The organism is Paludibacterium purpuratum (assembly GCF_004363805.1).
Taxonomy (GTDB): domain Bacteria; phylum Pseudomonadota; class Gammaproteobacteria; order Burkholderiales; family Chromobacteriaceae; genus Paludibacterium; species Paludibacterium purpuratum.
Window position 1 is genome coordinate 193,935 of the sequence record NZ_SNZP01000004.1, and the last position, 20,124, is coordinate 214,058.

Below are 20,124 nucleotides of genomic sequence, written 5' to 3' on the forward strand. Positions count from 1 at the left end.
GTCAGGCCGATCCAGATCAAATGCGTGGCAGATCGTGCGAACAGGGTGTCGTGGGCGGGGCTAAAATCGATTGTATTTTCTTCGATTGCGCACACGTTATGTCTCATCCTGCTTCTCCGCATAGCACAACCCACTACATGGGTTTTACCCATCGGGAGTGCGAATACTTGCCTTGCCATCAAGGTGTGAAACAGGAGTTCAACTGCCTGTTCTGCTATTGCCCGCTGGTACGGCTGCAATGCCCGGGTCCATACCGGATTTACCTGGATCAGCATGGTGTCGGCCGCAAGGATTGTAGCGACTGCAAGCTGCCGCACAATGGCTATGAACGTTCCTGGCGCCTGATGATGAAGTGGTTGAGCGATCCGCAGCCATGGGATGGCTTGCCGCGCTCTTAATCGGCGCTTTGTAATATGATGTCCTCATCATATGCCAATGACAGAGGACATCATGACTTTGAATATCCGCCCGGCTACCGTCGAAGACACCGCACTGATTCTCGGCTTTATCCGCGAGTTGGCCATCTACGAGAAAGCGGAGCATGAAGTGGTCGCCCGCGAGGCTGATATTGTGCGCAGCCTGTTCGCCCATGACGGCCCCGCGCGGGCGCTGATCGTCGAGTCCGATGGCATCCACATCGGCTTTGCCGTCTACTTCTACAGCTATTCCACCTGGTTGGGTCGCAAGGGTCTGTATCTCGAGGACTTGTATATCGCGCCGGCCCATCGCGGCAACGGCGCCGGCCGGGCGGTGCTGCGTTACCTAGCGCAGTTGGCCGTCGCACAAGGCTGTGGCCGATTCGAATGGAGCGTGCTCGACTGGAACGAGCCGGCTATCCGTTTCTACCATTCCATTGGCGCCGCGCCACAGGATGAGTGGGTTCGTTATCGCATGGCGGGCGAGAGTTTGAAACGCTTCGCACAAAGCGAGGATTGAACTAACAACGGTCAGTGGCGAGCAAGCCATATTTCAGATCGTCATGCCACGCGCCGTCCATCCGGTATTCGGCGCGTAGCCGGCCTTCCAGTCGGAAACCCATACGCTGGAGCAGTTTTTCCGATGCGTGATTGCCGGCGGTGACCGTGGCCGTGGCCTTGTGGAGGCCGCAGATGTCGAAGGCGAAATCCAGCACGGCACCGGTCGCCTCCTGTGCAAAGCCTTGGCCCTGACTGTCCGGGAGGAACATATAGCCTAGCTCGGCCGGGCCGAGCGGTGGGCTGGCCAGCTTGAAGCCGTGCAGGCCGATCGGTCTGCCGCTTGTGCGCTCGATGACGGCCAGCGCGAGCCAGTGCTCGACCTCAGGTGTCCAGGACGGCATTCGTTGCTGGAATTTCCGCTCGATCACCGCATCGCTACGCGCCGGGTCGATATGGCGCATCACGGCTGGCAGGCGGTTGAGTTGGAAAAAGAAATCGCGGTCGGTTTCGATGAGTTGGCGCAAAGTCAGCCGCTGTGTCCGCAGTTCGATCATAAGAGAGCGAGCCTTTCGATCATAAATGCGCGCGCGCCAGGCGATCCATCACGCCGACGCCGCGCCGGATATCTTGTTCCGTTACGCCGGCATAGCCGATCACCAGCCCCTGCCGGTCGGGGGGCGCCTGGAAGTGTTTGCCGAGCGTGGCGAGCCAGATGCCTTCGAGCGCGGCCATCTGGCTGAGCCGTGTCTCGTCCAGGTGGGGCGGCAGCGTCGCCAGCACATGCATGCCGGCATGACCCGACGACCAGGCCCACTCGCTGGCCACGCTGTCGGCCACGACCGCGCGCAGGCAATGCTGGCGTTCTTGGTATAAGTCGCGCATGCGTCGGATATGGCGCGCGAACTGGCCGTTCTCGATGAATTCCGCCAATGCCGATTGCAGCGGGTAGTGCCCTTCCGGGTTCAAGCGGGTATTGGCGGCCCGGAAGGCATCGACCAAAGTCTCCGGCACCACGATGTAGCCGGTGCGTAAGCCCGGATACATGACTTTGCTCAGCGTGCCGAGATAGATGACCCGCGCGTCTTCCGACAGGCCTTGCAGGGCTGGCAGCGGCTGCGAGCTGTAACGGAACTCGCTGTCGTAATCGTCTTCGATGATCCAGGCATTGGCCTGCCGGGCATGATCGATCAATGTCAGCCGGCGTGCCAGCGGCATGGTGACGCCCAGCGGGTATTGGTAGGATGGCGTCGCATAGATCAGCTTGGGCGGGCGCGGGTCGGCGATCTTCTCCGGATCGAGGCCATGCTCGTCCACCGGTGCCGCGACCGTTTGCAAGCCGGCCATATGCAGTGCGACCCGGGCTCCGAGATAGCCGGGCTCCTCCATCCAGGCCACGTCGCCCGGATCGGCCAGCAATAAAGCGCATAGCGCCAGCGAGTGTTGCGTGCCCTGGGTGATCAGGATCTGATCCGGGTGACAGCGCACCGCGCGCGACATCTGCAGATAGTCGGCCAGTGCCTGGCGCAGGGCGGGCAGGCCACCGCCGGCTTGATAATTGAAGTCGAGCAGGCGCGCCTGACGCTGGTGGCGTGCCAGCAATTGCTGCCATTGGCGATGGGGAAAGGCGCGGATCTCCGGGATGCAGGGTACGAAGGCGCCGTGATAGTCATCGTCGCGCCGAGTCAGCGCTTCCAGCGTTTGGCCGCGGTCGGATAGGCCAAGGGTGGTCCTTTGCTCCGGTGCCGCGACGGTGTGGCGCTTGAACAAGGCGCAGACGAAGGTTCCCGAGCCATGGCGGGTGTCGAGATATCCCTCGGCCAAGAGCTGTTCGTAGGCGTCGATCACGGTGTTGCGCCCGATGCCGAGCTGGCGGGCCAGATCGCGGCTGGCCGGCAATCTGGTGTCGGCGGCGAGCTTGCCTTCGCCGATCCACTGGCGCAGCCAGCGCGTCAATTGCCGCGACAGGCCTTCCTTGCCGTCACGCGTCAGGGCGGCAGCCAGCGCGTCGCCGATCCATGCACTCTGCAAAAGTGGCTCCTTGTTTTGACAGGATGGTGGCTCTTTTGCCAAACCTTTGAGATTTATATCATGGTTTACCAAGCCTACCAATGACCGTGGAGCCAATATGGATCAAATCGCCTTCTACCAAGCCAAGCTGGCCTGGGAAACCGATAGTTGGGACGTGTTCGAGGCGTTACAGCGCGGAGATCCGCTAACCTTGGTCGATGGCCGCTCGGCCGAGGCCTATGCGCGCGAAACCCTGCCTGGCGCGATCAATTTGCCGCATCGAACCATCAGCGCGGCGAGTACCGCCCACTTGCCCAAAGATCGGCTATTGGTGGCGTTTTGCGATGGCATTGGCTGTAACAGTTCGACCCGCACGGCACTCAAACTGGCGCAACTCGGTTTTCAGGTGAAGGAACTGCAGGGCGGCATCGACTGGTGGAAGCGCGACGGCTATGCCACCACCGCTCAGGCAGGACAGCCGATCGTTTGCGGTTGCGAGGGCTAAGCGATGAAATACGATCATTTGGGACGCCCGCTGGGCGAGGAAGTACCGAATTGGCACGGCGCCACGCCGCCGGCACGGGTGACGTTGTCCGGCCGACTGTGCCGCGTGGAAGCGTTCGACCTGGCGCGACACGGCTCGGCGCTACGTGCCGTGTTGGCTCCCGACCTCGATGGATGGACCTATCTGGCCGTGCCGCCGCAAAGCGAGGCGGAATGGGACGCTTGGCTGACCGGATGCGCCCAGTCGAGCGATCCGTTGCGCTTCGTGATCGTCGAGCAAGCCAGCGGGGAGGTGGTCGGCACGGCGTCCTATCTGCGCATCGCGCCGCAGGAGGGGGCGATCGAAGTGGGGTGGCTGCACTTCTCGCCACGCATGAAACGCACGCCCGTCGCTACCGAGGCGATGTATCTGATGATGCGTCAGGCATTCGAATGGGGATACCGGCGTTACGAGTGGAAATGCAACCGGCTCAATGCCGCGTCGATGCGGGCGGCCGAGCGACTCGGCTTCTCCTTTGAAGGCATCTTCCGCCAAGCGCGGGTGAACTGGGGTTTGAACCGCGACACCGCCTGGTTCAGCCTGCTAGACCACGAATGGCCGTCGGCCCGTGCCGCGCTGGAAGCTTGGCTCGCGCCGGACAACTTCGACGCGCAAGGCCTGCAGCGGCGCACGTTGGAAAGTCTACGCGGCCGATAAGTCGTTATGCAAAAAGCCGGGGCTCGCCCCGGCTTTCGCTTTGCGGATACGCTGTCGATCAGGCCTGGATGCCGGCCAGTTCGGCGGTATCGCGGGCAATCATGCATTCCTCGTTGGTGTTGACCACCACGGCGACCGGGCTGCCGGCGGCGGTGATGACACCCGCCTTGCCGCGGATGGCGGCATCGTTGGCCGCGGCATCCAGCTTGAAACCGAAGATGCGCAGATGTTCCAGCGTCTTGGCGCGCAGCAGCGAGGAGTTCTCGCCGATACCGCCGGTGAACACGATGGCGTCCAGCCGGTCGAGCGAGGTGGCCAAGCCGCCGATCAGGCGGGAGAGGCGGTGAGCGAACATCTGCAGCGCCAGTTGCGCGTCCGGGTTGCCTGCGACGGCGGCTTCTTCCAGTGCGCGGCAGTCGCTCGAAACACCGGAAATGCCCAGCAGACCGCTTTGCTTGTTGAGCAGGTGGTCGATGCCGTCCAGATCCAATTTCTCGCGGCGGGCGATGTAGGTGACGGCGGCCGGGTCGATATCGCCCGAGCGGGTGCCCATGATCAGGCCTTCCAGCGGGGTCATGCCCATGGTGGTATCGACGCACTGGCCGTTCTTGACGGCGGTGGCCGAAGCGCCATTGCCCAGGTGGCAGATGATGATGCCGTGGTCGGCCGGGTCGAGATCCAGTACGCGGATCGCCTCGCCGGTGACGTAGCGGCAGCTGGTGCCGTGCATGCCGTAGCGGCGCACATGGTAGTCGGTGTAGAAGCGCTTCGGCACGGCGTAGCGGTAGACCGCCGGCTGCATGGTCTGGTGGAAGGCGGTATCGAATACCACTACCTGCTTCAGGCCCGGGAAGGCCTTTTGCGCTGCACGGATGCCGACCAGGTGGCCCGGGTTGTGCAGCGGGGCCAGTTCGCAGCATTCTTCAATGCCGGCCATGACGTCGTCGGTGACGATTGCCGAGGCGGTGAAGCGTTCGCCGCCGTGGACGATGCGATGGCCGATGGCGGCCACCTTGTCCAGCAGGCCGCGTTGGGCCAGGTCGCGCGTCAGCACTTCCATGGCTTCGGCGTGGCGGCCGCCGTTCAGCGTTTGCGTGGTCTTGTTGCCGTCGCTGTCTTTGATGATGATGCGCGCGTCTTCCAGACCCAGGCATTCGGCCAGGCCGGACAGAATCGGATCGATCGAGTCGACCGGTTGTAGAGCGAACTTCAGCGAAGAGCTGCCGCAGTTGATGACCAGAATCAGAGGAGTAGCCGTCGTCATTTTACCTACCTTGAAACGTTGAAGTCGGATGAGAATCGTTTTCGGCTTAGGTGACTTTTAGTCCCCGTGCCGCGAATAGGGCGCGCGCATGCGTCACTTGCTCGGCGGTCGGCACCGGGGTGTCGGCCAGTTGGTAGTCCATCCCGAGCTGTTTCCATTTGTCGGAACCTAACTGGTGGAAGGGCAGCACTTCTACCCGTTCGACCGTCGGGCCGAGATCGGCGACGAAATCCGCCAGCCGTTCGATATCCGCATCGTCGTCCGTCAGTCCCGGTACCAGCACGTAGCGGATCCACATTTTCTTGCCGAGCCTTTGTAGGCGGCGGGCGAAATCCAGCGTCGGTTGCAGCGGCTGGCCGGTCAGCGCCAGGTAGCGCTCCGGATCGCTGTGCTTGATGTCCAGCAGTACCAGATCGACGTTGTCGAGCCAGGCGTCATCGATGTTTTCGTGCAGAAAGCCTTGGGTATCGAGCGCAGTGTGCAAGCCGAATTTTTGCTTGATGGCCGAGAACAGTGCGCCGACGAATTCGGCTTGCATCAGCGGCTCGCCGCCGGAGATGGTGACCCCGCCGGCGAACTTGAGGAATTTGGCATAGGGCGCCACTTCGGCCAATGCCTGCTCCACGGTGACCTGGCGGCCATGATGCAGCTTCCATGTGTCGGGATTATGGCAATACAGGCAGCGGAATTGGCAGCCGGAGGTAAAGAAGACGAAACGCATGCCCGGACCGTCGACACCCGCACCGCTTTCGGTCGAATGCAAATAGCCGATGGGCGGCGTTGGGGAAGATGTACTCATGGACAGGTTCCGAAACAGTCAAAAAAGCCGGGGCGCGAGGCCCCGGCCAGGTGCTTACTTTGAATATTACATCTTGGCGTGGAAAGTGCGGTTAATCACGTCGAGTTGTTGCTCGCGCGTCAACTTGACGAAGTTCACCGCATAGCCCGACACGCGGATCGTCAGTTGCGGGTACAGCTCCGGATGTTCCATGGCGTCGATCAGCGTTTCGCGCTTGAACACGTTGACGTTGACGTGGAACCCACCGGCGGCGGCAAAGCCGTCCAGGCAGTTGGCCATATTGGCGATACGTTCGTCCGCGGTGTGGCCCAGTGCGTCCGGCGTGGCCGAAGCGGTCCAGCTGATGCCGTCGAGCGCGGCTTCGTAAGGCAGCTTGGCGACCGATGCGCCGGCAGCGACAAAGCCCTTCACATCGCGACCGTTCATCGGGTTGGCGCCCGGGGCGAACGGTTCGCCGGCACGGCGGCCGCACGGGGTGTTGCCGGTCTTCTTGCCGTACACCACGTTCGAGGTGATGGTCAGCACCGACTGGGTCGGCATGGCATTGCGGTAGAAGTACGGCTGCGCCTTGATCTTGTTCATGAAGGTTTCGGTCAACCATACCGCGATGCTGTCGGCGCGGTCGTCGTTGTTGCCGTAGGCCGGGTATTCGCCTTCGATCTTGTAGTCGACGGCCAGGCCTTCTTCATTGCGGATCACGTGCACCTTGGCGTACTTGATGGCGGACAGCGAGTCGGCGGCCACCGACAGGCCGGCGATGCCGCAAGCCATGGTGCGCAGGATGTCGCGGTCGTGCAGCGCCATTTCGATGCGCTCGTAGGCGTACTTGTCGTGCATGTAGTGGATGCAGTTGAGCGCCTTGACGTAGGTGGCGGCCAGCCAATCCATCATCTTATCGAAGTGGGCCATCACTTCGTCGTAGTTCAGCACGTCGCCCTTGATCGGTTCGAAACCGCGGGCCACGACCGCGCCGGACTTCTCGTCCACGCCGCCGTTGATGGCGTACAACATGGCCTTGGCCAGGTTGGCGCGCGCGCCGAAGAACTGCATCTGCTTACCGATGCGCATGGCGGAGACGCAGCAGGCGATGCCGTAGTCGTCGCCCCAGTGCGGGCGCATCAGGTCGTCGTTTTCGTACTGGATCGAGCTGGTGTCGATCGAGACCTTGGCGCAGAAATCCTTGAAGCCCTGCGGCAATTCGGTCGACCACAACACGGTCAGGTTCGGTTCCGGTGCCGGGCCCAGGTTGTACAGGGTATTGAGGAAGCGGAAGCTCGACTTGCTGACCAGCGGACGGCCGTCTTCACCGATGCCGCCGATGCTCTCGGTCACCCAGGTCGGGTCGCCGGAGAACAGTTGGTCGTATTCCGGGGTGCGCAGGAAGCGCACGATACGCAGTTTGATCACCAGGTCGTCGATCATTTCCTGCGCTTCCACTTCGGTCAGTTGACCGGCGGCGATGTCGCGCTGGATGTAGACGTCGAGGAAGGTGGAGACGCGGCCGAACGACATGGCGGCGCCGTTTTGTTCCTTGACTGCGGCCAGGTAGGCGAAATACACCCACTGAATCGCTTCGCGGGCATTGGCTGCCGGGCGGGCGATGTCACAGCCGTACTTGGCGGCCATTTCCTTCAGTTCTTCCAGCGCGCGGAATTGCTCGGACAGCTCTTCGCGTTGACGCATGACATCATCGGTGAAGGTGACGTCGTTCAGTTCCTTGTATTGACGCAGGCGGTCGCTTCTCAAGAAGTCGATACCGTACAGCGCCACGCGGCGGTAGTCGCCGATGATGCGGCCGCGGCCATAGGCATCGGGCAGACCGGTGATCACGCCGGACTTGCGAGCCGCCAGGATGTCCGGGCTGTAGACGTCGAACACGCCCTGGTTGTGGCTCTTGCGATAGTGGGTCCAGATATCCTTGATGACCGGGTCGAGCTTGAAGCCAAAGGCTTCCAGGCCATTTTCGACCATGCGCAGGCCGCCGTTGGGCATGATGGCGCGCTTGAGCGGGGCATCGGTCTGCAGGCCGACGATCAGCTCGCTTTGCTGGTCGATGTAGCCGGCGTCATGTGCGGTGATGCTGGAGGCGCGGTCGGCGGAAACGTCGAGGACGCCACGTGCGCGTTCTTCCTTCAGCAGTTCGCCCAACTTATCCCACAAGCGCTTGGTGCGCTCGGTGGCCGGGGCCAGAAAATCCGCATTGCCTACATACGGGGTGTAGTTGAGCTGAATGAAGTTGCGTACATCGACCGAGGTCTGCCAGTTACCGGTGGCAAAACCGTGCCAGGGGTCGGCGTCAATCGCGCTGCGAGTTATGGCTTCCATTACCGCCTCCAATTTCGAAATCGAAACAAATGTAACCTTATGAACCCAATATAAATTCGAAAACGAACATCGTGTTTGATGTGGGTCAAGCATCTGCCACGCCGGTGGCATTATTTGCCCTGGTCTTTCGACCGGCCGGCGATGCCTCAATGATGATGAAACTCCGTTCAAATCATTGATTTGCTAGCAATATCATTGCTTTCTTTTCCAGCTTTTGTGGCAGTTTTCGCGACGACTGGCGGCCTGATTCGATTCGAAACGCCAGCGTGGGAAGTCCTGCAGATTTGCGACAAATTTTTGTGCATTGCGGCAAATCCGACGATCAAATTTTCGCCGATTTTGCCCAAAGGACGCGAGAATAATTTCGTTTTTCTTCGATTTCGAACTTTTGCCGGGGCGGCGATGCAACAAGCACGATTAACTATGCGCGGCTTGCATGATGTCATGTTTTATAACTTGCGAATTTATAACAAAATTTATGGCGTCAAACCCTGTTTTCATAATTTGACGACTGTCAAATGACACCGCGAAATTTGCATTCGTTTGTGAACGAGCTGGATAGAATGGCGCCCAAGCTTTGACATGAAATTTTCCCGTTGTCGGGGGGAAGGATGTCAGCGCTTCGCGGCCGTTTTTCCTAGAGGGGGAAGGAAGGATGCCGCCGACGGGCCGCAGTGATAACCCGATCACCATTCTATTTTGCTCAGGAGAGGGCAATCATGTCCCGTTCAACTTCGCTTCCCCTTGAACAGTCGCCGCCGCGTAGAAGCGCGTGGACGCGCCAGGACACCACCTGGATGCTCGGGTTGTATGGCACGGCCATCGGTGCCGGTACGCTGTTTTTGCCGATCAACGCGGGTAGCGGCGGTCTTTGGCCGCTGCTGTTCATCGCGCTGCTGGCGCTGCCGCTGACCTTTTTCGCTCACCGCGGGCTCAGCCGCTTCGTACTGTCCGGCTCGACCGCCGACGGCGATATCACCGAAGTGGTGGAAGAACACTTCGGTTTGACTGCCGGCAAGCTGATCACCTTGCTGTACTTTTTCGCCATCTATCCGATCCTGCTGGTCTACAGCGTGGCGATGACCAATACCGTGCTGTCCTTCCTCAATCATCAACTGCATATCGAGGTCGGCACCGGCCTGGCGACGCGCGCCGTGTTCTCGCTGGCGCTGATCCTGGGCTTGATGTCCATCGTGCGGCTGGGCGGCGCGTTCATCGTCAAGGCGATGAGCATCCTGGTCTATCCGTTCGTCTGCGCGCTGATGTTGCTGGCGTTCTATCTGATTCCCAATTGGAACAACGCGATATTTACCCAGGCCGGCAGTCTGGGCGACGCGCTGAGCCATGGCGGTTTCTATCGCACGCTATGGCTGGTGATTCCGGTGATGGTGTTCTCCTTTAACCATTCGCCGATCATCTCGTCGTTCGCCGTCGACCAAAAGCGTCTGCATCCGCAGCAGACCGACGCCGCAGCCAACCGCACGTTGCTGCGCGCCCATATCCTGATGGTGGTGTCGGTGATGCTGTTCGTGTTCAGCTGCGTGCTGAGCCTGAGCCCGGCCGATCTGATGCTGGCCAAGCAGCAGAACATTTCGATCCTGTCCTACCTGGCCAACCACTTCCAGAACCCGTTGATCGAATGGGTGGCACCGGTCATCGCCATGATCGCCATCAGTAAGTCGTTCCTCGGCCACTACCTGGGCGCCAAGGAAGGCATGAACGGTTTGATGGCCAAGGCGTTGCGCAGCCGCGGCAAGGCTGTGCGCGACGAAATGCTCGACCGCTACACCGCCGTATTCATGATCCTGACCTGTTGGGTCGTGGCGACCTTCAATCCGAGCATTCTCGGCATGATCGAAACCTTGGGCGGACCGGTCATCGCGTTGCTGCTGTTTCTGATGCCGATGTATGCGATCCACAAGGTGCCGGCGATGCGCCGCTATGCCGGCGCGCCGAGCAATTTGTTCGTGACGGCGATTGGGCTGATTGCCATGACGGCAATTTTCTACAAACTATTTGTCTGATGATTTGGCGCCCCGCCCAACCGGACGGGGCAGGCGTGTCGTTAAAGGGAATGCATCATGTTCAGCATGGTAGACATCTACAAAATCGGCGTTGGCCCCTCCAGCTCCCATACCGTCGGCCCGATGAAGGCCGGCTTCGAGTTCCTGTCGGCGTTGCGCGCCACCGGGCGGTTTGGCGCCACCACGCGTGTGCGTGTCGAGTGCTACGGCTCGCTGGCGTTGACCGGCAAAGGCCACTGCACCGATAGCGCCATTATCATGGGCTTGACCGGCAGTCTTCCGGAGAATGCCGATATCGATGGCATGGCGCGCGTGGTCGACGAGGTGACGCGTACCGGGGGCATGCTGCTGGGGCCGGAACGACAGCCGGTCGATTTCTCGTTGGACTTTATCGCGGACAATCTGCCACTGCACGAAAACGGTATGCAGATTCATGCCTTCGTCGGCGATACGCCATTGTTGTCCAAGACCTACTATTCGATCGGCGGCGGTTTCATCGTCGAGGCCGAGCATTTCAACCAGAGTCTGTGCAGTAGCGTCGAGGTGCCGTACCACTTCCTGAATGCCCAGGAAATGATCGACATGTGCAACGCCAGTGGCTTGTCGATCGCCGCGCTGGTGATGGAGAACGAACGGGCGGTGCGTAGCGACGAGGCGGTGCGGGCGCATTTCCGCCGCGTGTGGGATGTGATGTCGTCCAGCATGGAACGCGGCATGCGCACCGAGGGTAATCTACCCGGTCCGATGCATATTCCGCGTCGCGCGCCGGCACTGCACCGCATGCTGGGCAGCAATCTCAACCTGGCCAACGATCCGATGTGCGTGCTCGACTGGGTCAATATGTATGCGATGGCCATGGCGGAAGAAAATGCCGCCGGGGGGCGCGTGGTGACCGCGCCGACCAATGGCGCCTGCGGCGTGGTGCCGGCGGTGTTGGCTTATTACGATCACTTCATCAAACCGCTGGACGAAGACAGCACTTTGCGTTTCTTCCTGTCCTCCGGCGCCATCGGTTGTCTGTTCAAGCTCAATGCCTCGATTTCCGGCGCGGAGGTCGGTTGCCAGGGCGAGATCGGCGTAGCCTGCTCGATGGCCGCTGCCGGTCTGACCGAGTTGATGGGCGGCAGTCCCGAGCAAGTGTGCATGGCGGCGGAAATCGCCATGGAACATAACCTGGGACTGACCTGCGACCCGGTCGGCGGTCAGGTGCAAATTCCCTGCGTCGAGCGCAATGCCATTGCGGCGGTGAAGGCCATCAACGCCGCGCGCATGGCGCTGCACCGATCCAGCCGGCCGAAGGTATCGCTCGACAAGGTGATCGCCGCCATGTACGAGACCGGCAAGGATATGAATTCGAAATACCGCGAAACCTCGTGCGGCGGCTTGGCGCGGCAACTGGTTCCGGACGAGAAGGTCATTCCGATTCAACCCGTGCGCGTGCCAGCGACGGCGTAGGAGCCTGCCGTAGGGGGCGTAGGGTGGATTCGCCGAAGGCAATCCGCCATTGCCGGTGGTGGTTGGTGCGTTGCTTCGCAAACGCACCCTACTGCCGCTCCTACTCCGATTGCATCGTCTGTATGGCTGCGTCGATGCGGCGCATGGTGGCCGGGCTGACATGCCGGCTGCACAGGATGTAGCGCTTCAGCCCGGGCGGCATGTCCGGATACGTCAGCGTCGCGATTTTGTCCGAATCGAGCAGGTTCGCTTGACGTAGATACTGGTAGTCCTCCTGATCCATCAGCATATAGTCGGCGCGATGTTGGGCCACCATATGCGCCAACCCGTCCGGCGTGACCACCGAGTCGGTGACGGCCTGGTTCGCCGAGGCGATCATCGCATCCAGCACCGGACCATACGAGACACCGAAGACTTTGCCCAACTTGAAGTCGGGGTCGGCCAACAGGCGCTTCAAGCTCTTGAAGGCGCGCAGTTGATCCGCCACCTGGCGGTTCGCCACTACGATATGCGGTTTGTCCTGATGGATCGGTCGTGAGAAGCGGGCGAAAGCTTCGCGCTCGGGGATCTTGTACCAACCGGGCGAGCAGATTGCCAGTTTGTCGTCTTGTAGGTCGTGGATGATGCGTTTGGCAGGGATTTCGCTATAAGTCGCGCGGATGTCGGCCTGCTGCAGGATGGCGATAAGACGCTGCATGAGGAAGCCGGCGGGTTTGCCATTCTGGCTGTAGGTATAGGGTGGTTTGTCGCGGTATTCGACGGTGATCGTCTGTGCCCAGCCCGTTTGCGCCAGGAACAGTAAACCCAACGTCCATGTGCATCGGCCCGCCATGTCGCCCCCAGGCTTATTATTCTGATGCGCTAGTGTAGCCGGAGGCGCCGGCGATTGCAGTTTTTTCCACTGACGCGCTGGACGGCGCTACCTCCGCCGCCCAGCGCGCAGGATCAAGCCGCGCGGGCTGGCGATAGCGCCAGAGCCTGCGGGGCGCGTGCCAACAGTTGCTTCCACTTGCTCAGCGCCGAGAGCAGGATCACCAGGCCAAGCACCAGCATGATGATGGAGATGCCCGCGTTGAACAGGCTATAGCCCTTGGCGGCCGGGTTCAGGTAGACGTGGGTCACCATCCAGTAGCCGGCATAATTGACGGTTACGTATAGATAAGCCAGCGGTACCAGGCAGGTCAGCATATAGGCCTTGTTGTGCGACAGGCGCAGAATGACGGTGGCGCCGATGATCAGGCCGATGGAAGCCATCAACTGGTTGGAGACGCCGAACAGGGCCCAGACCGAGTTGATGTCGCCGGACATCAGCAGATAGCCCCACAGCGCACAGGCCAGCACGCTGGCGCCGATCGCGCCGGGCAGCCAGTCGATACGCTTGAGCGGCGCGTAAAAGTCCCCGCCGAAATCCTGGATCAAGTAGCGGGCCACGCGGGTGCCTGAGTCGACGGCCGTCAGAATGAAGACCGCTTCGAACATCACCACGAACTGGAAGAAATACGACGCCAGGCTGGAGAACCAACTCACGCGGGTGAAGATGGCCGACATGCCCACCGCCAGAGTGACGGCACCGCCGGTACGTCCATACAAATCCAGCCCGATCTCCTGGCTCAGGCGCGGCAGATCGACCACGCTCATGCCGAGATGGCCGAAGGCCGCCGGGGTGGCGTTGATCGCGAAATAGTCGGCCGGATGCAGCGAGGTGGCGGCAATCAATGCCATGACGCCCACCACGCACTCGGCCAGCATGGCGCCGAAGCCGACCGGCAGCAGATCCTTCCAGTTATCCACCAACTTGGGCGTGGTGCCGGAGCCGATGAAGGCGTGGAAGCCGGAGATCGCGCCACAGGCGATGGTGATCGAGATGAACGGCCAGACCGGGCCGCTGATCACCGGACCGCCGCCGTGGATGAACTGCGTCAGCGCCGGAAACTGGATAGTCGGGTTGATGAAGACCACGCCGATCACCAGTGCGCCGAAAACGCCGATTTTCATAAAACTCGACAGATAACCGCGCGGCGTCAGCAGCATCCATACCGGCAGCGCCGTGGCGAAAAAGGCGTAGATCGGCAGCGCCAGCGAAACGGTCTGGGTATGCAGCGTCAGCCAGTCGCCAAGGAGGGTGCCTTGAATGTGCGGGCCGATCAGCACACAGGCCATGATGGCGCCGATGCCGACGTAGGTGGCGAGCTTGCTCGGGCCGACGAATTTTTCGTATAGGCCGAGGCAGATGGCGATCGGAATGGTCATGAACACCGCGAAGGTGCCCCATGGATTACGTTCCAGCGCATGTACCACCACCATCGACAGACCCGCCATGGTGATGGTGATGATGAACAGCATGGCGAGCCCGGTACACCAGCCGGCCACTGGGCCGAGCTCGGATTTGGCGACTTCGGAAAGCGACTTGCCTTGATGCTTCATCGAAGCGAACAGCACGACGGTATCGTGTACCGCGCCGCCGACGACGGCGCCGATCAACAGCCACAAGAAACTGGGCAGATAGCCGAATTGCGCGGCGAGCACCGGGCCGACCAAGGGGCCAGCGGCGGCGATGGCCGCGAAGTGTTGACCGAAGTTGACCCACTTGCGAGTCGGGACGTAGTTCTTGCCGTCCGCGAGCTCGTGGGAGGGGGTGGATTGATTGTCTTGGCAGCCCAGCACCTTGCGCGTGAAGAACACACCGTAGAAACGGTAGCAGATGGCAAGGATGCACAGGGTGGCAATCACAAAGGTGATGGCGTGGTTCATTAGAAGCTCCCTGGATGATCTCGCATAAACTCTAGCGCGCTGGTGTGGGGGCTCAAGCGCGTAATCGGTAAGAGGCAGCCGGGGGCGATGAACGGTCGAAAGCCGGGGGTGAGAGGTTGGGAACGATGCCGGGCGATCTTAGTCGCTCATGCCCACTCGCTGCTTGAGCGGTTTGAGGTAGCGCCGGCTGACCGGGATGAGCTGACCGTTGCGTACCACGATATCGGCGGCGCCGCCTTCGGTCAGGCGGATTTCCGTCACGGCATCCAGATTGACTAGGTATTGGCGGTGGCAGCGCACCAGTGGCGACCTTTCCTCGAGCGTACGTAGGGTCAACTCGGTGAAGTGCTCGATGCCGGCACGGTCGACGACATAAACGCCGCTCGCGCGCGAGCCGACATATTCGATGTCGGGAAGCTTGAGTAGCAGGATTTTGCCGGCGCCTTGGCAGGGGATGTAGCTGAGCGCCTGCCCCGGCGCCAGCCATTCCGGCGTTTGGCGCGTACCGAGCGCCTTGCGCAGGCGGTCGAGCGTTTTGGTCAGACGCGCCGGTTCGGACGGCTTGAGCAGGTAGTCGAAGGCGTTTTCCTCGAATGCCTTGAGCGCATAGTCTTCATAGGCGGTGAGGAACACGATGTGCGGCGCATGCTCCGGGTCGAGCATGCCCAACATTTCCAGTCCGCTGATGCGCGGCATCTGGATATCGAGAAACACCACATCCGGTTTGTGGCGATGGATGGCGGCAATGGCCTCGATGGCGTTGGCGCACTCGCCGATCACCGCGATGTCCGTTTCGGCGCTCAATTGCACGCGCAGCTCTTCGCGCGCCAGCGGCTCGTCGTCGACAATCAGTACGTTCATGCCACGTTCTCCGTCTGCAGAGGCAGATGCAGCGACACCCGGGTGAGCACCCCTGCTTCGCACGATACCGAAAGACCGTAGGGCGTGCCGAAACGCGCCTTGATACGCCGGTCGACCAGGTTCATGCCCAACCCATCCCGGTTGGCGCTGGGTTGGTACAGGCCGGCATTGTCCTCGACCCAAATCGTCAATCCGCCGTTCTGGATGGCCGAGCCGATGGCCAGCCTGCCCGGCCCGAGCAACTGCGAGGTGCCGTGCTTGACGGCGTTTTCCACGATCGGTTGCAGCGAGAAGGCCGGCAACCAGGTGTCGAGGGTGGCATCGTCGAAGGCGAAGTCGACCTGCAATTGATCGCCGAAGCGAGCCTGCTGGATCTGCAGATAAGCGTTCACGTGCTCGATCTCGTCTGCCAGCGTGACTTCCTCGGTCTGCCGCTTGAGGTTCTTGCGGAAGAAGGTCGAGAGGTGCTGCACCAACTGGCGCGCTCGTTCCGGATCGCGCCGAATGACCGCCGAGAGCGTGTTGAGCGCATTGAATAGGAAATGCGGATTGACCTGGGCATGCAGCAGCTTCAGTTCGGTCTGCGCCAGCAGTTGATGCTGTGCCTCGAACCGGCCGGCCAGAATCTGGGTCGATAGCAGCCGGGCGATGCCTTCGCCCAATGTCAGGTTGATGGCCGAGATCAGCTTATTGCGCGGTTCGTAGAGCTTGATGGTGCCGATGACGCGGTCGCTTTCGCCGCGCAACGGGATCACCAGGGTCGAGCCCAGGCGGCAATGCGGCGAGATCGAGCATTGGTACGGCACCTCGTCGCCGTCGGCGAACACCACTTGGTTTTCGGCGATGGCGCGGTGCGTGTGCGGCGAAGTGATCGCTTGGCCGGGCAGATGATGGTCGTCGCCGATGCCGATGAAGGCCAGCAATTTCTCGCGGTCGGTCATCGCCACCGCGCCCACGCCCAGTTCTTCGTAGATGATGCGCGCCACGCGCATGCTGTTTTCTTGATTGAAGCCCTGACGCAGCATCCCCTCGGCGCGCGCGGCGATTTTCAGCGCTTTGCTGGAGAAACTGCTGGAGTACTTCTCGATGATCACGCGCCGGTCGAGCAGAATGCGCATGAACATGCCGGCGCCGACCGAATTGGCGATGGTCATCGGCAGCGCGATGTGCCGAACCAGATCGAGCGCGGCGCCGAACGGATGTGCCAACAGCAAGATGATCAGCATCTGCATCACTTCGGCACAGAAGGCGGTGGCGGCGACGACCCAAGGGTTGAACAGCCGCTCGCGCCGACCGGCGCGGAACAGGTAACTGTGCACCAGGCCGCCGAGCAGCCCTTCCGCCACGGTCGAGACCATGCAGGCGAAGGCCGAGAAGCCGCCCAGGGTGTAACGATGGATGCCGCCGGTCAGGCCCACCGCGAAGCCGACCAACGGCCCGCCCAGGATGCCGCCGAGCACGGCGCCGGTCGCGCGCGTGTTGGCGATGGAATCGTTAATGTGGAAGCCGAAATAGGTGCCCATGATGCAAAATGCGGAGAACACCAAGTAGCACACCACCTTGTGCTGCAGGCGAGAGGAACCGGCAGCCAGTGGGGCGAATAGCGGTGTCTTGCTCAACAGATAGGCGATCACCAGGTAAACGCACATCTGCTGCATGAGCAACAAGATTTCGGTCAGTTGGTAGGCAAGCATCTTGGTTCCGGTACCAATCCGGGGTATGCGGATTTCTACGGTGATGTTGTCATGTTAGCCACCTTCTGTTCAAGTTATTTACCCCATCGACAAGTCCTGAGATAAAGGAGCAAACGCACCATGGCAACGGCACGACTCGCTATTCGCCAAATCGGCGACCCGATCCTCCACACGCCACCGCCTCCGGTCGATTTCGATCAGGCCGGGCGGCTCGACGAATATTCCGCCATCTTGCAAAACGCGCAGTGCTCGACCGGCGGCGTCGGCATCGCCTGCAATCAAAGCGCCGCCATTGCGGCGCCAGTGGCGATTTTCTGGGCGGGCACCGACGACGAGGCGGTGCGGGAGGCCGCACGCTTGCGCTATCCCGATGCAACGTTGCCTCCCGCCATCCTGATGATCAATCCCGAGATCCTGAGCTACGGCGCGGAAACCTATTTCCCGGAGTCTGGCGAAGGATGCTTGAGCGTGGCGGGACCGATCCGCGGCAAGGTGCGACGTCACCGCACGGTACGAGTGCGCTACCAGACCCAGGACGGCATGGTGCAGGAGCGGGAATGCACCGGCTTCGAGGCGCATATCGTCCAGCATGAGCACGATCACCTGCGGGGCGTGGTGTTTCTGCAAAGAATCTTTGCCGATTGCAGCGCAGAACAGCAGTCGGCCATCGCCAGGCTGCTGCAGGAAGAAGCGGCGCGCCGGCAGGCCGGCGGCCGAGTCGAGACCGGTATCGAACCGATCATGGTGTTCGATCGCGACGGCGAGTCGGTGGTCTTCGATCCGACACGTCTGGCCCAGGCGCTCGGCGAAGTACCCGATGCGACCTTGCTGGGCATGCAGTCGATCCTGGCCGTTAGGCTGCGCTGATTTGTGCGGCGCGGCGGTTGCCTTAGCGCGCCGGCACGGGAATAATTCGGCTTCGATTCAATGAAGGGATACGGCATATGTTGCTTGACGACTCCAGCGTGGCGCGCCTGGCGGTGCACCGGGTGGGCAATCAATCGCGCGGCGAGGTGCTGCAGTTGTCCGATCGCACCCCCGCGGTCGACGAGGCGGTGTCCGGTCTGCTGCTCAACGGCTACCTCAAGGGGATCGTTTCGGACAAGAAGAAGTACCAGTTCTTTCATGAGACCGACCTCAAGCTCAACGAGATCTATTGCTACTCGCGCCAGTTTTTCAACGGCGAGCTGGATTTTCTCGAAGTGTCGCAACGCATCGCGCGCCATCTGTACGCGCGCTCGGTGCATCCCAATATCAGTGCCGGCGACCTGTTCGTGATCCTGTTCGACGGGCTGTCGGACGGTGAGCGCAACGTGCGGGCGCTGGGCGTATTCAAGGCCGAGATCCGCGAGGACTTCCTCAGCGTGGTCGAGTCCGGCGATGTTTTCGACATTCGCCACGCCAGCGGGATCAACCCGCGGCTGATCGACAAGGGGGCGCTGATCCTGGAGAACGGCCCGATCGTGTACGCAGTCGATCGCCAGGGGCAGCAGGCCAAGTTCTGGCTGGACGATTTTCTCAAGGCCATGCGCGTGCCGGACGCCGTGTCGAAAAGCCGCATGATGGCCAGCGCCGTGCAACAGATCAGCACCGATATCGACGACCCGATGCAACAGGCTCAGTTCAAGGAGGCGTGCCTCGCGTTGTGCGAGGAAAGCCAGACGGTGTCGTCCGGACAGGTGATGGCGGTGGCCGAAAAGTTCGTGCCCTGGGAGCAGGCGACGCAGGCTTTCGACGCCGCCGCCGAGTCCTGCGGCGTGCGGCGCGACGACCATGACACCTTGCCTGGCGCCGGCATGGCCAAACGGCTGGAACGGACGTTGTCCAAATACGGCGTCGGCCATGGCATCAGTGTATTGCTGCCGGCGGGCATCACGCTGAAGAACATTCATTCCAGCGCCGATGGCGAAGGTGGGCTAACGCTGACGTTGGCGCTTCGCCAGAGGGATGTCGGCGCTTAACTGCGCGGCGTGAAGAGGCGCAAGACTGTGGCGCATGCCAACAGTGCGCTCAGCGCGCCGAGCACCCAGGTGGTTTGCAGCTTCAGCCCAATCGCGTATTCGGCGATGAAGATGGAGAACGGGATCAGTCCGCAAAGTAGCAAAGTCCGATCTGCGCCTATTTTTAGAATGCTCTTCTGATAAAAATAAATAGGAGCAATGAATGTCGCTATGGCCAGTAGAAACGTATAAAAAATTGTATTTGGCGTCGAAATTAAATCGATATACTGTTTTTCGTATACTACGATCGCCAAGGACACCGCGAACATAAGCCAAAACCGAACGGCTAGAATTTGGCTGGCATCGATTCCCGATTCGATGGCCAGACTTTGCGAGGTGTGAGCGTAAAGGTAATTGCAGTAACCCAATAAAATGGAGAAGGCAAATATGCCAAGTGCTGCTTTGATGGGGAAAGCGCTGAAAATATAGCAGTAAAATAAAAAAATAGAGAGCGCAATCAACGCGATGATTGCAATGTTTATTGCGCTTTTTTTGGTGCGATAGGTGGCAATGCTACTAAATAGTGCCCCAAGCCCCATGAATAGAAAGGCGAAAAAATTTGGGGTGATGTAATGAGCACCGGCAAAATACCCCATCCATATGACAAGAATGCTCGCCATCAGCAAGAAATACAAACGCCTGTGTGACGTGAGTAATTTTCTATAAACAGAAATGATGTTTTTCTTGTTGGCGATGTGAAAAAATACAATTGCAAATGAAGTGCAAAGCAATACCAGCAATTCATAGGAAAGGTGCCCCGCTGTCTGGAACACCATGATCGAAGAAAAAACGGTCAGTAAAATATAGATAGCGATGTGAATCATAA

General features: G+C 60.6%; 18 protein-coding genes. 8 read left to right on the forward strand and 10 right to left on the reverse strand.

All coding sequences use genetic code 11. The features are described from left to right. The first annotated feature begins 98 nt into the window (after positions 1-98). Positions 99-398, forward strand: coding sequence for a cysteine-rich small domain-containing protein (locus tag DFP86_RS06355; protein WP_133679299.1), 300 nt, complete (start codon positions 99-101; stop codon positions 396-398). Positions 399-450: 52 nt separating this feature from the next. Beyond that, the gene (locus tag DFP86_RS06360) at positions 451-936 is read left to right on the forward strand and encodes a GNAT family N-acetyltransferase (RefSeq protein ID WP_133679301.1); all 486 of its coding nucleotides are present in this window, start codon (positions 451-453) and stop codon (positions 934-936) included. A gap of 1 nt (position 937) precedes the next feature. Here the strand turns inward: DFP86_RS06360 and DFP86_RS06365 are convergent, their stop codons facing one another. Further along, a complete protein-coding gene (locus tag DFP86_RS06365) occupies positions 938-1,471 on the reverse strand; it encodes a GNAT family N-acetyltransferase (RefSeq protein WP_133679303.1) in 534 nt (177 codons plus the stop codon). A gap of 19 nt (positions 1,472-1,490) precedes the next feature. Then, positions 1,491-2,945: a MocR-like pyridoxine biosynthesis transcription factor PdxR gene (gene pdxR / locus DFP86_RS06370; RefSeq protein WP_133679305.1), complete on the reverse strand. Its 1,455-nt coding sequence runs from the start codon at positions 2,943-2,945 to the stop codon at positions 1,491-1,493. A gap of 97 nt (positions 2,946-3,042) precedes the next feature. Here pdxR and DFP86_RS06375 point away from each other — a divergent pair, with 97 nt between their 5' ends. Together DFP86_RS06375 and DFP86_RS06380 are read left to right on the forward strand one after the other, a co-directional pair. Next, the gene (locus tag DFP86_RS06375) at positions 3,043-3,429 is read left to right on the forward strand and encodes a rhodanese-like domain-containing protein (protein ID WP_133679307.1); all 387 of its coding nucleotides are present in this window, start codon (positions 3,043-3,045) and stop codon (positions 3,427-3,429) included. A gap of 3 nt (positions 3,430-3,432) precedes the next feature. Next, complete coding sequence (locus DFP86_RS06380; protein WP_133679309.1) at positions 3,433-4,125, forward strand: GNAT family N-acetyltransferase; 693 nt, start codon at positions 3,433-3,435, stop codon at positions 4,123-4,125. A gap of 58 nt (positions 4,126-4,183) precedes the next feature. On the opposite strand, the gene DFP86_RS06385 is transcribed toward DFP86_RS06380, so the two are convergent. The 3 genes from DFP86_RS06385 to pflB all read right to left on the reverse strand — a co-directional run bounded on the left by DFP86_RS06385 (position 4,184) and on the right by pflB (position 8,513). Then, positions 4,184-5,389, reverse strand: coding sequence for an acetate/propionate family kinase (locus DFP86_RS06385; protein ID WP_133679311.1), 1,206 nt, complete (start codon positions 5,387-5,389; stop codon positions 4,184-4,186). Between the two features lie 46 nt (positions 5,390-5,435). Then, positions 5,436-6,188 (reverse strand): pyruvate formate-lyase-activating protein, encoded by a 753-nt coding sequence (gene pflA, locus DFP86_RS06390; protein ID WP_133679313.1) that lies wholly within the window; start codon positions 6,186-6,188, stop codon positions 5,436-5,438. Between the two features lie 66 nt (positions 6,189-6,254). Then, complete coding sequence (gene pflB / locus DFP86_RS06395; protein WP_133679315.1) at positions 6,255-8,513, reverse strand: formate C-acetyltransferase; 2,259 nt, start codon at positions 8,511-8,513, stop codon at positions 6,255-6,257. A gap of 719 nt (positions 8,514-9,232) precedes the next feature. Here pflB and DFP86_RS06400 point away from each other — a divergent pair. Both DFP86_RS06400 and DFP86_RS06405 read left to right on the forward strand, forming a co-directional pair. Next, positions 9,233-10,537, forward strand: a complete 1,305-nt coding sequence (locus tag DFP86_RS06400) for a serine/threonine transporter (protein ID WP_133679317.1) — start codon at positions 9,233-9,235, stop codon at positions 10,535-10,537. Positions 10,538-10,594: 57 nt separating this feature from the next. Beyond that, positions 10,595-11,992 carry an L-serine ammonia-lyase gene (locus tag DFP86_RS06405; RefSeq protein ID WP_133679319.1) on the forward strand — a complete coding sequence of 466 codons (1,398 nt, stop codon included), beginning with the start codon at positions 10,595-10,597 and terminating at the stop codon, positions 11,990-11,992. Between the two features lie 100 nt (positions 11,993-12,092). Here the strand turns inward: DFP86_RS06405 and DFP86_RS06410 are convergent, their stop codons facing one another. From DFP86_RS06410 to DFP86_RS06425, 4 genes are all read right to left on the reverse strand, one after another. After that, on the reverse strand, positions 12,093-12,824 hold the full coding sequence (locus DFP86_RS06410) for a substrate-binding periplasmic protein (protein ID WP_133679321.1): 732 nt from the start codon (positions 12,822-12,824) through the stop codon (positions 12,093-12,095). A gap of 113 nt (positions 12,825-12,937) precedes the next feature. Next, positions 12,938-14,743 carry a carbon starvation CstA family protein gene (locus tag DFP86_RS06415; RefSeq protein WP_133679323.1) on the reverse strand — a complete coding sequence of 602 codons (1,806 nt, stop codon included), beginning with the start codon at positions 14,741-14,743 and terminating at the stop codon, positions 12,938-12,940. Positions 14,744-14,881: 138 nt separating this feature from the next. Then, complete coding sequence (gene btsR, locus DFP86_RS06420; protein ID WP_133679325.1) at positions 14,882-15,604, reverse strand: two-component system response regulator BtsR; 723 nt, start codon at positions 15,602-15,604, stop codon at positions 14,882-14,884. Further along, positions 15,601-17,298, reverse strand: a complete 1,698-nt coding sequence (locus tag DFP86_RS06425) for a sensor histidine kinase (protein ID WP_133679327.1) — start codon at positions 17,296-17,298, stop codon at positions 15,601-15,603. Before DFP86_RS06425 ends, btsR begins: the two co-directional genes overlap by 4 nt. A 120-nt stretch (positions 17,299-17,418) precedes the next feature. Between DFP86_RS06425 and DFP86_RS06430 the strand changes: the two genes are divergently transcribed. Both DFP86_RS06430 and DFP86_RS06435 read left to right on the forward strand, forming a co-directional pair. Next, entirely contained in the window at positions 17,419-18,165 is a 747-nt protein-coding gene (locus DFP86_RS06430) for a peptide deformylase (RefSeq protein WP_133679329.1), read from the forward strand. A gap of 77 nt (positions 18,166-18,242) precedes the next feature. Then, positions 18,243-19,259, forward strand: coding sequence for a nucleoid-associated protein (locus DFP86_RS06435; RefSeq protein ID WP_133679331.1), 1,017 nt, complete (start codon positions 18,243-18,245; stop codon positions 19,257-19,259). Here DFP86_RS06435 and DFP86_RS06440 read toward each other — a convergent pair. Next, entirely contained in the window at positions 19,256-20,122 is an 867-nt protein-coding gene (locus DFP86_RS06440; protein WP_133679333.1) for a hypothetical protein, read from the reverse strand. The genes DFP86_RS06435 and DFP86_RS06440 overlap by 4 nt on opposite strands. Between the last annotated feature and the right edge of the window lie 2 nt (positions 20,123-20,124).

What these genes read in the sequence shown, in the direction of transcription:
- DFP86_RS06405 (WP_133679319.1), top strand. Translation starts at nt 10,595, where the DNA reads ATGTTCAGCATGGTAGACATCTACAAAATCGGCGTTGGCCCCTCCAGC.
- DFP86_RS06380 (WP_133679309.1), top strand. Translation starts at nt 3,433, where the DNA reads ATGAAATACGATCATTTGGGACGCCCGCTGGGCGAGGAAGTACCGAAT.
- DFP86_RS06425 (WP_133679327.1), bottom strand. Translation starts at nt 17,298, where the DNA reads ATGCTTGCCTACCAACTGACCGAAATCTTGTTGCTCATGCAGCAGATG.
- DFP86_RS06355 (WP_133679299.1), top strand. Translation starts at nt 99, where the DNA reads ATGTCTCATCCTGCTTCTCCGCATAGCACAACCCACTACATGGGTTTT.
- DFP86_RS06410 (WP_133679321.1), bottom strand. Translation starts at nt 12,824, where the DNA reads ATGGCGGGCCGATGCACATGGACGTTGGGTTTACTGTTCCTGGCGCAA.
- DFP86_RS06385 (WP_133679311.1), bottom strand. Translation starts at nt 5,389, where the DNA reads ATGACGACGGCTACTCCTCTGATTCTGGTCATCAACTGCGGCAGCTCT.
- pflB (WP_133679315.1), bottom strand. Translation starts at nt 8,513, where the DNA reads ATGGAAGCCATAACTCGCAGCGCGATTGACGCCGACCCCTGGCACGGT.
- DFP86_RS06430 (WP_133679329.1), top strand. Translation starts at nt 17,419, where the DNA reads ATGGCAACGGCACGACTCGCTATTCGCCAAATCGGCGACCCGATCCTC.
- DFP86_RS06415 (WP_133679323.1), bottom strand. Translation starts at nt 14,743, where the DNA reads ATGAACCACGCCATCACCTTTGTGATTGCCACCCTGTGCATCCTTGCC.
- DFP86_RS06375 (WP_133679307.1), top strand. Translation starts at nt 3,043, where the DNA reads ATGGATCAAATCGCCTTCTACCAAGCCAAGCTGGCCTGGGAAACCGAT.
- DFP86_RS06360 (WP_133679301.1), top strand. Translation starts at nt 451, where the DNA reads ATGACTTTGAATATCCGCCCGGCTACCGTCGAAGACACCGCACTGATT.
- DFP86_RS06365 (WP_133679303.1), bottom strand. Translation starts at nt 1,471, where the DNA reads ATGATCGAACTGCGGACACAGCGGCTGACTTTGCGCCAACTCATCGAA.
- DFP86_RS06435 (WP_133679331.1), top strand. Translation starts at nt 18,243, where the DNA reads ATGTTGCTTGACGACTCCAGCGTGGCGCGCCTGGCGGTGCACCGGGTG.
- btsR (WP_133679325.1), bottom strand. Translation starts at nt 15,604, where the DNA reads ATGAACGTACTGATTGTCGACGACGAGCCGCTGGCGCGCGAAGAGCTG.
- DFP86_RS06400 (WP_133679317.1), top strand. Translation starts at nt 9,233, where the DNA reads ATGTCCCGTTCAACTTCGCTTCCCCTTGAACAGTCGCCGCCGCGTAGA.
- DFP86_RS06440 (WP_133679333.1), bottom strand. Translation starts at nt 20,122, where the DNA reads ATGATTCACATCGCTATCTATATTTTACTGACCGTTTTTTCTTCGATC.
- pflA (WP_133679313.1), bottom strand. Translation starts at nt 6,188, where the DNA reads ATGAGTACATCTTCCCCAACGCCGCCCATCGGCTATTTGCATTCGACC.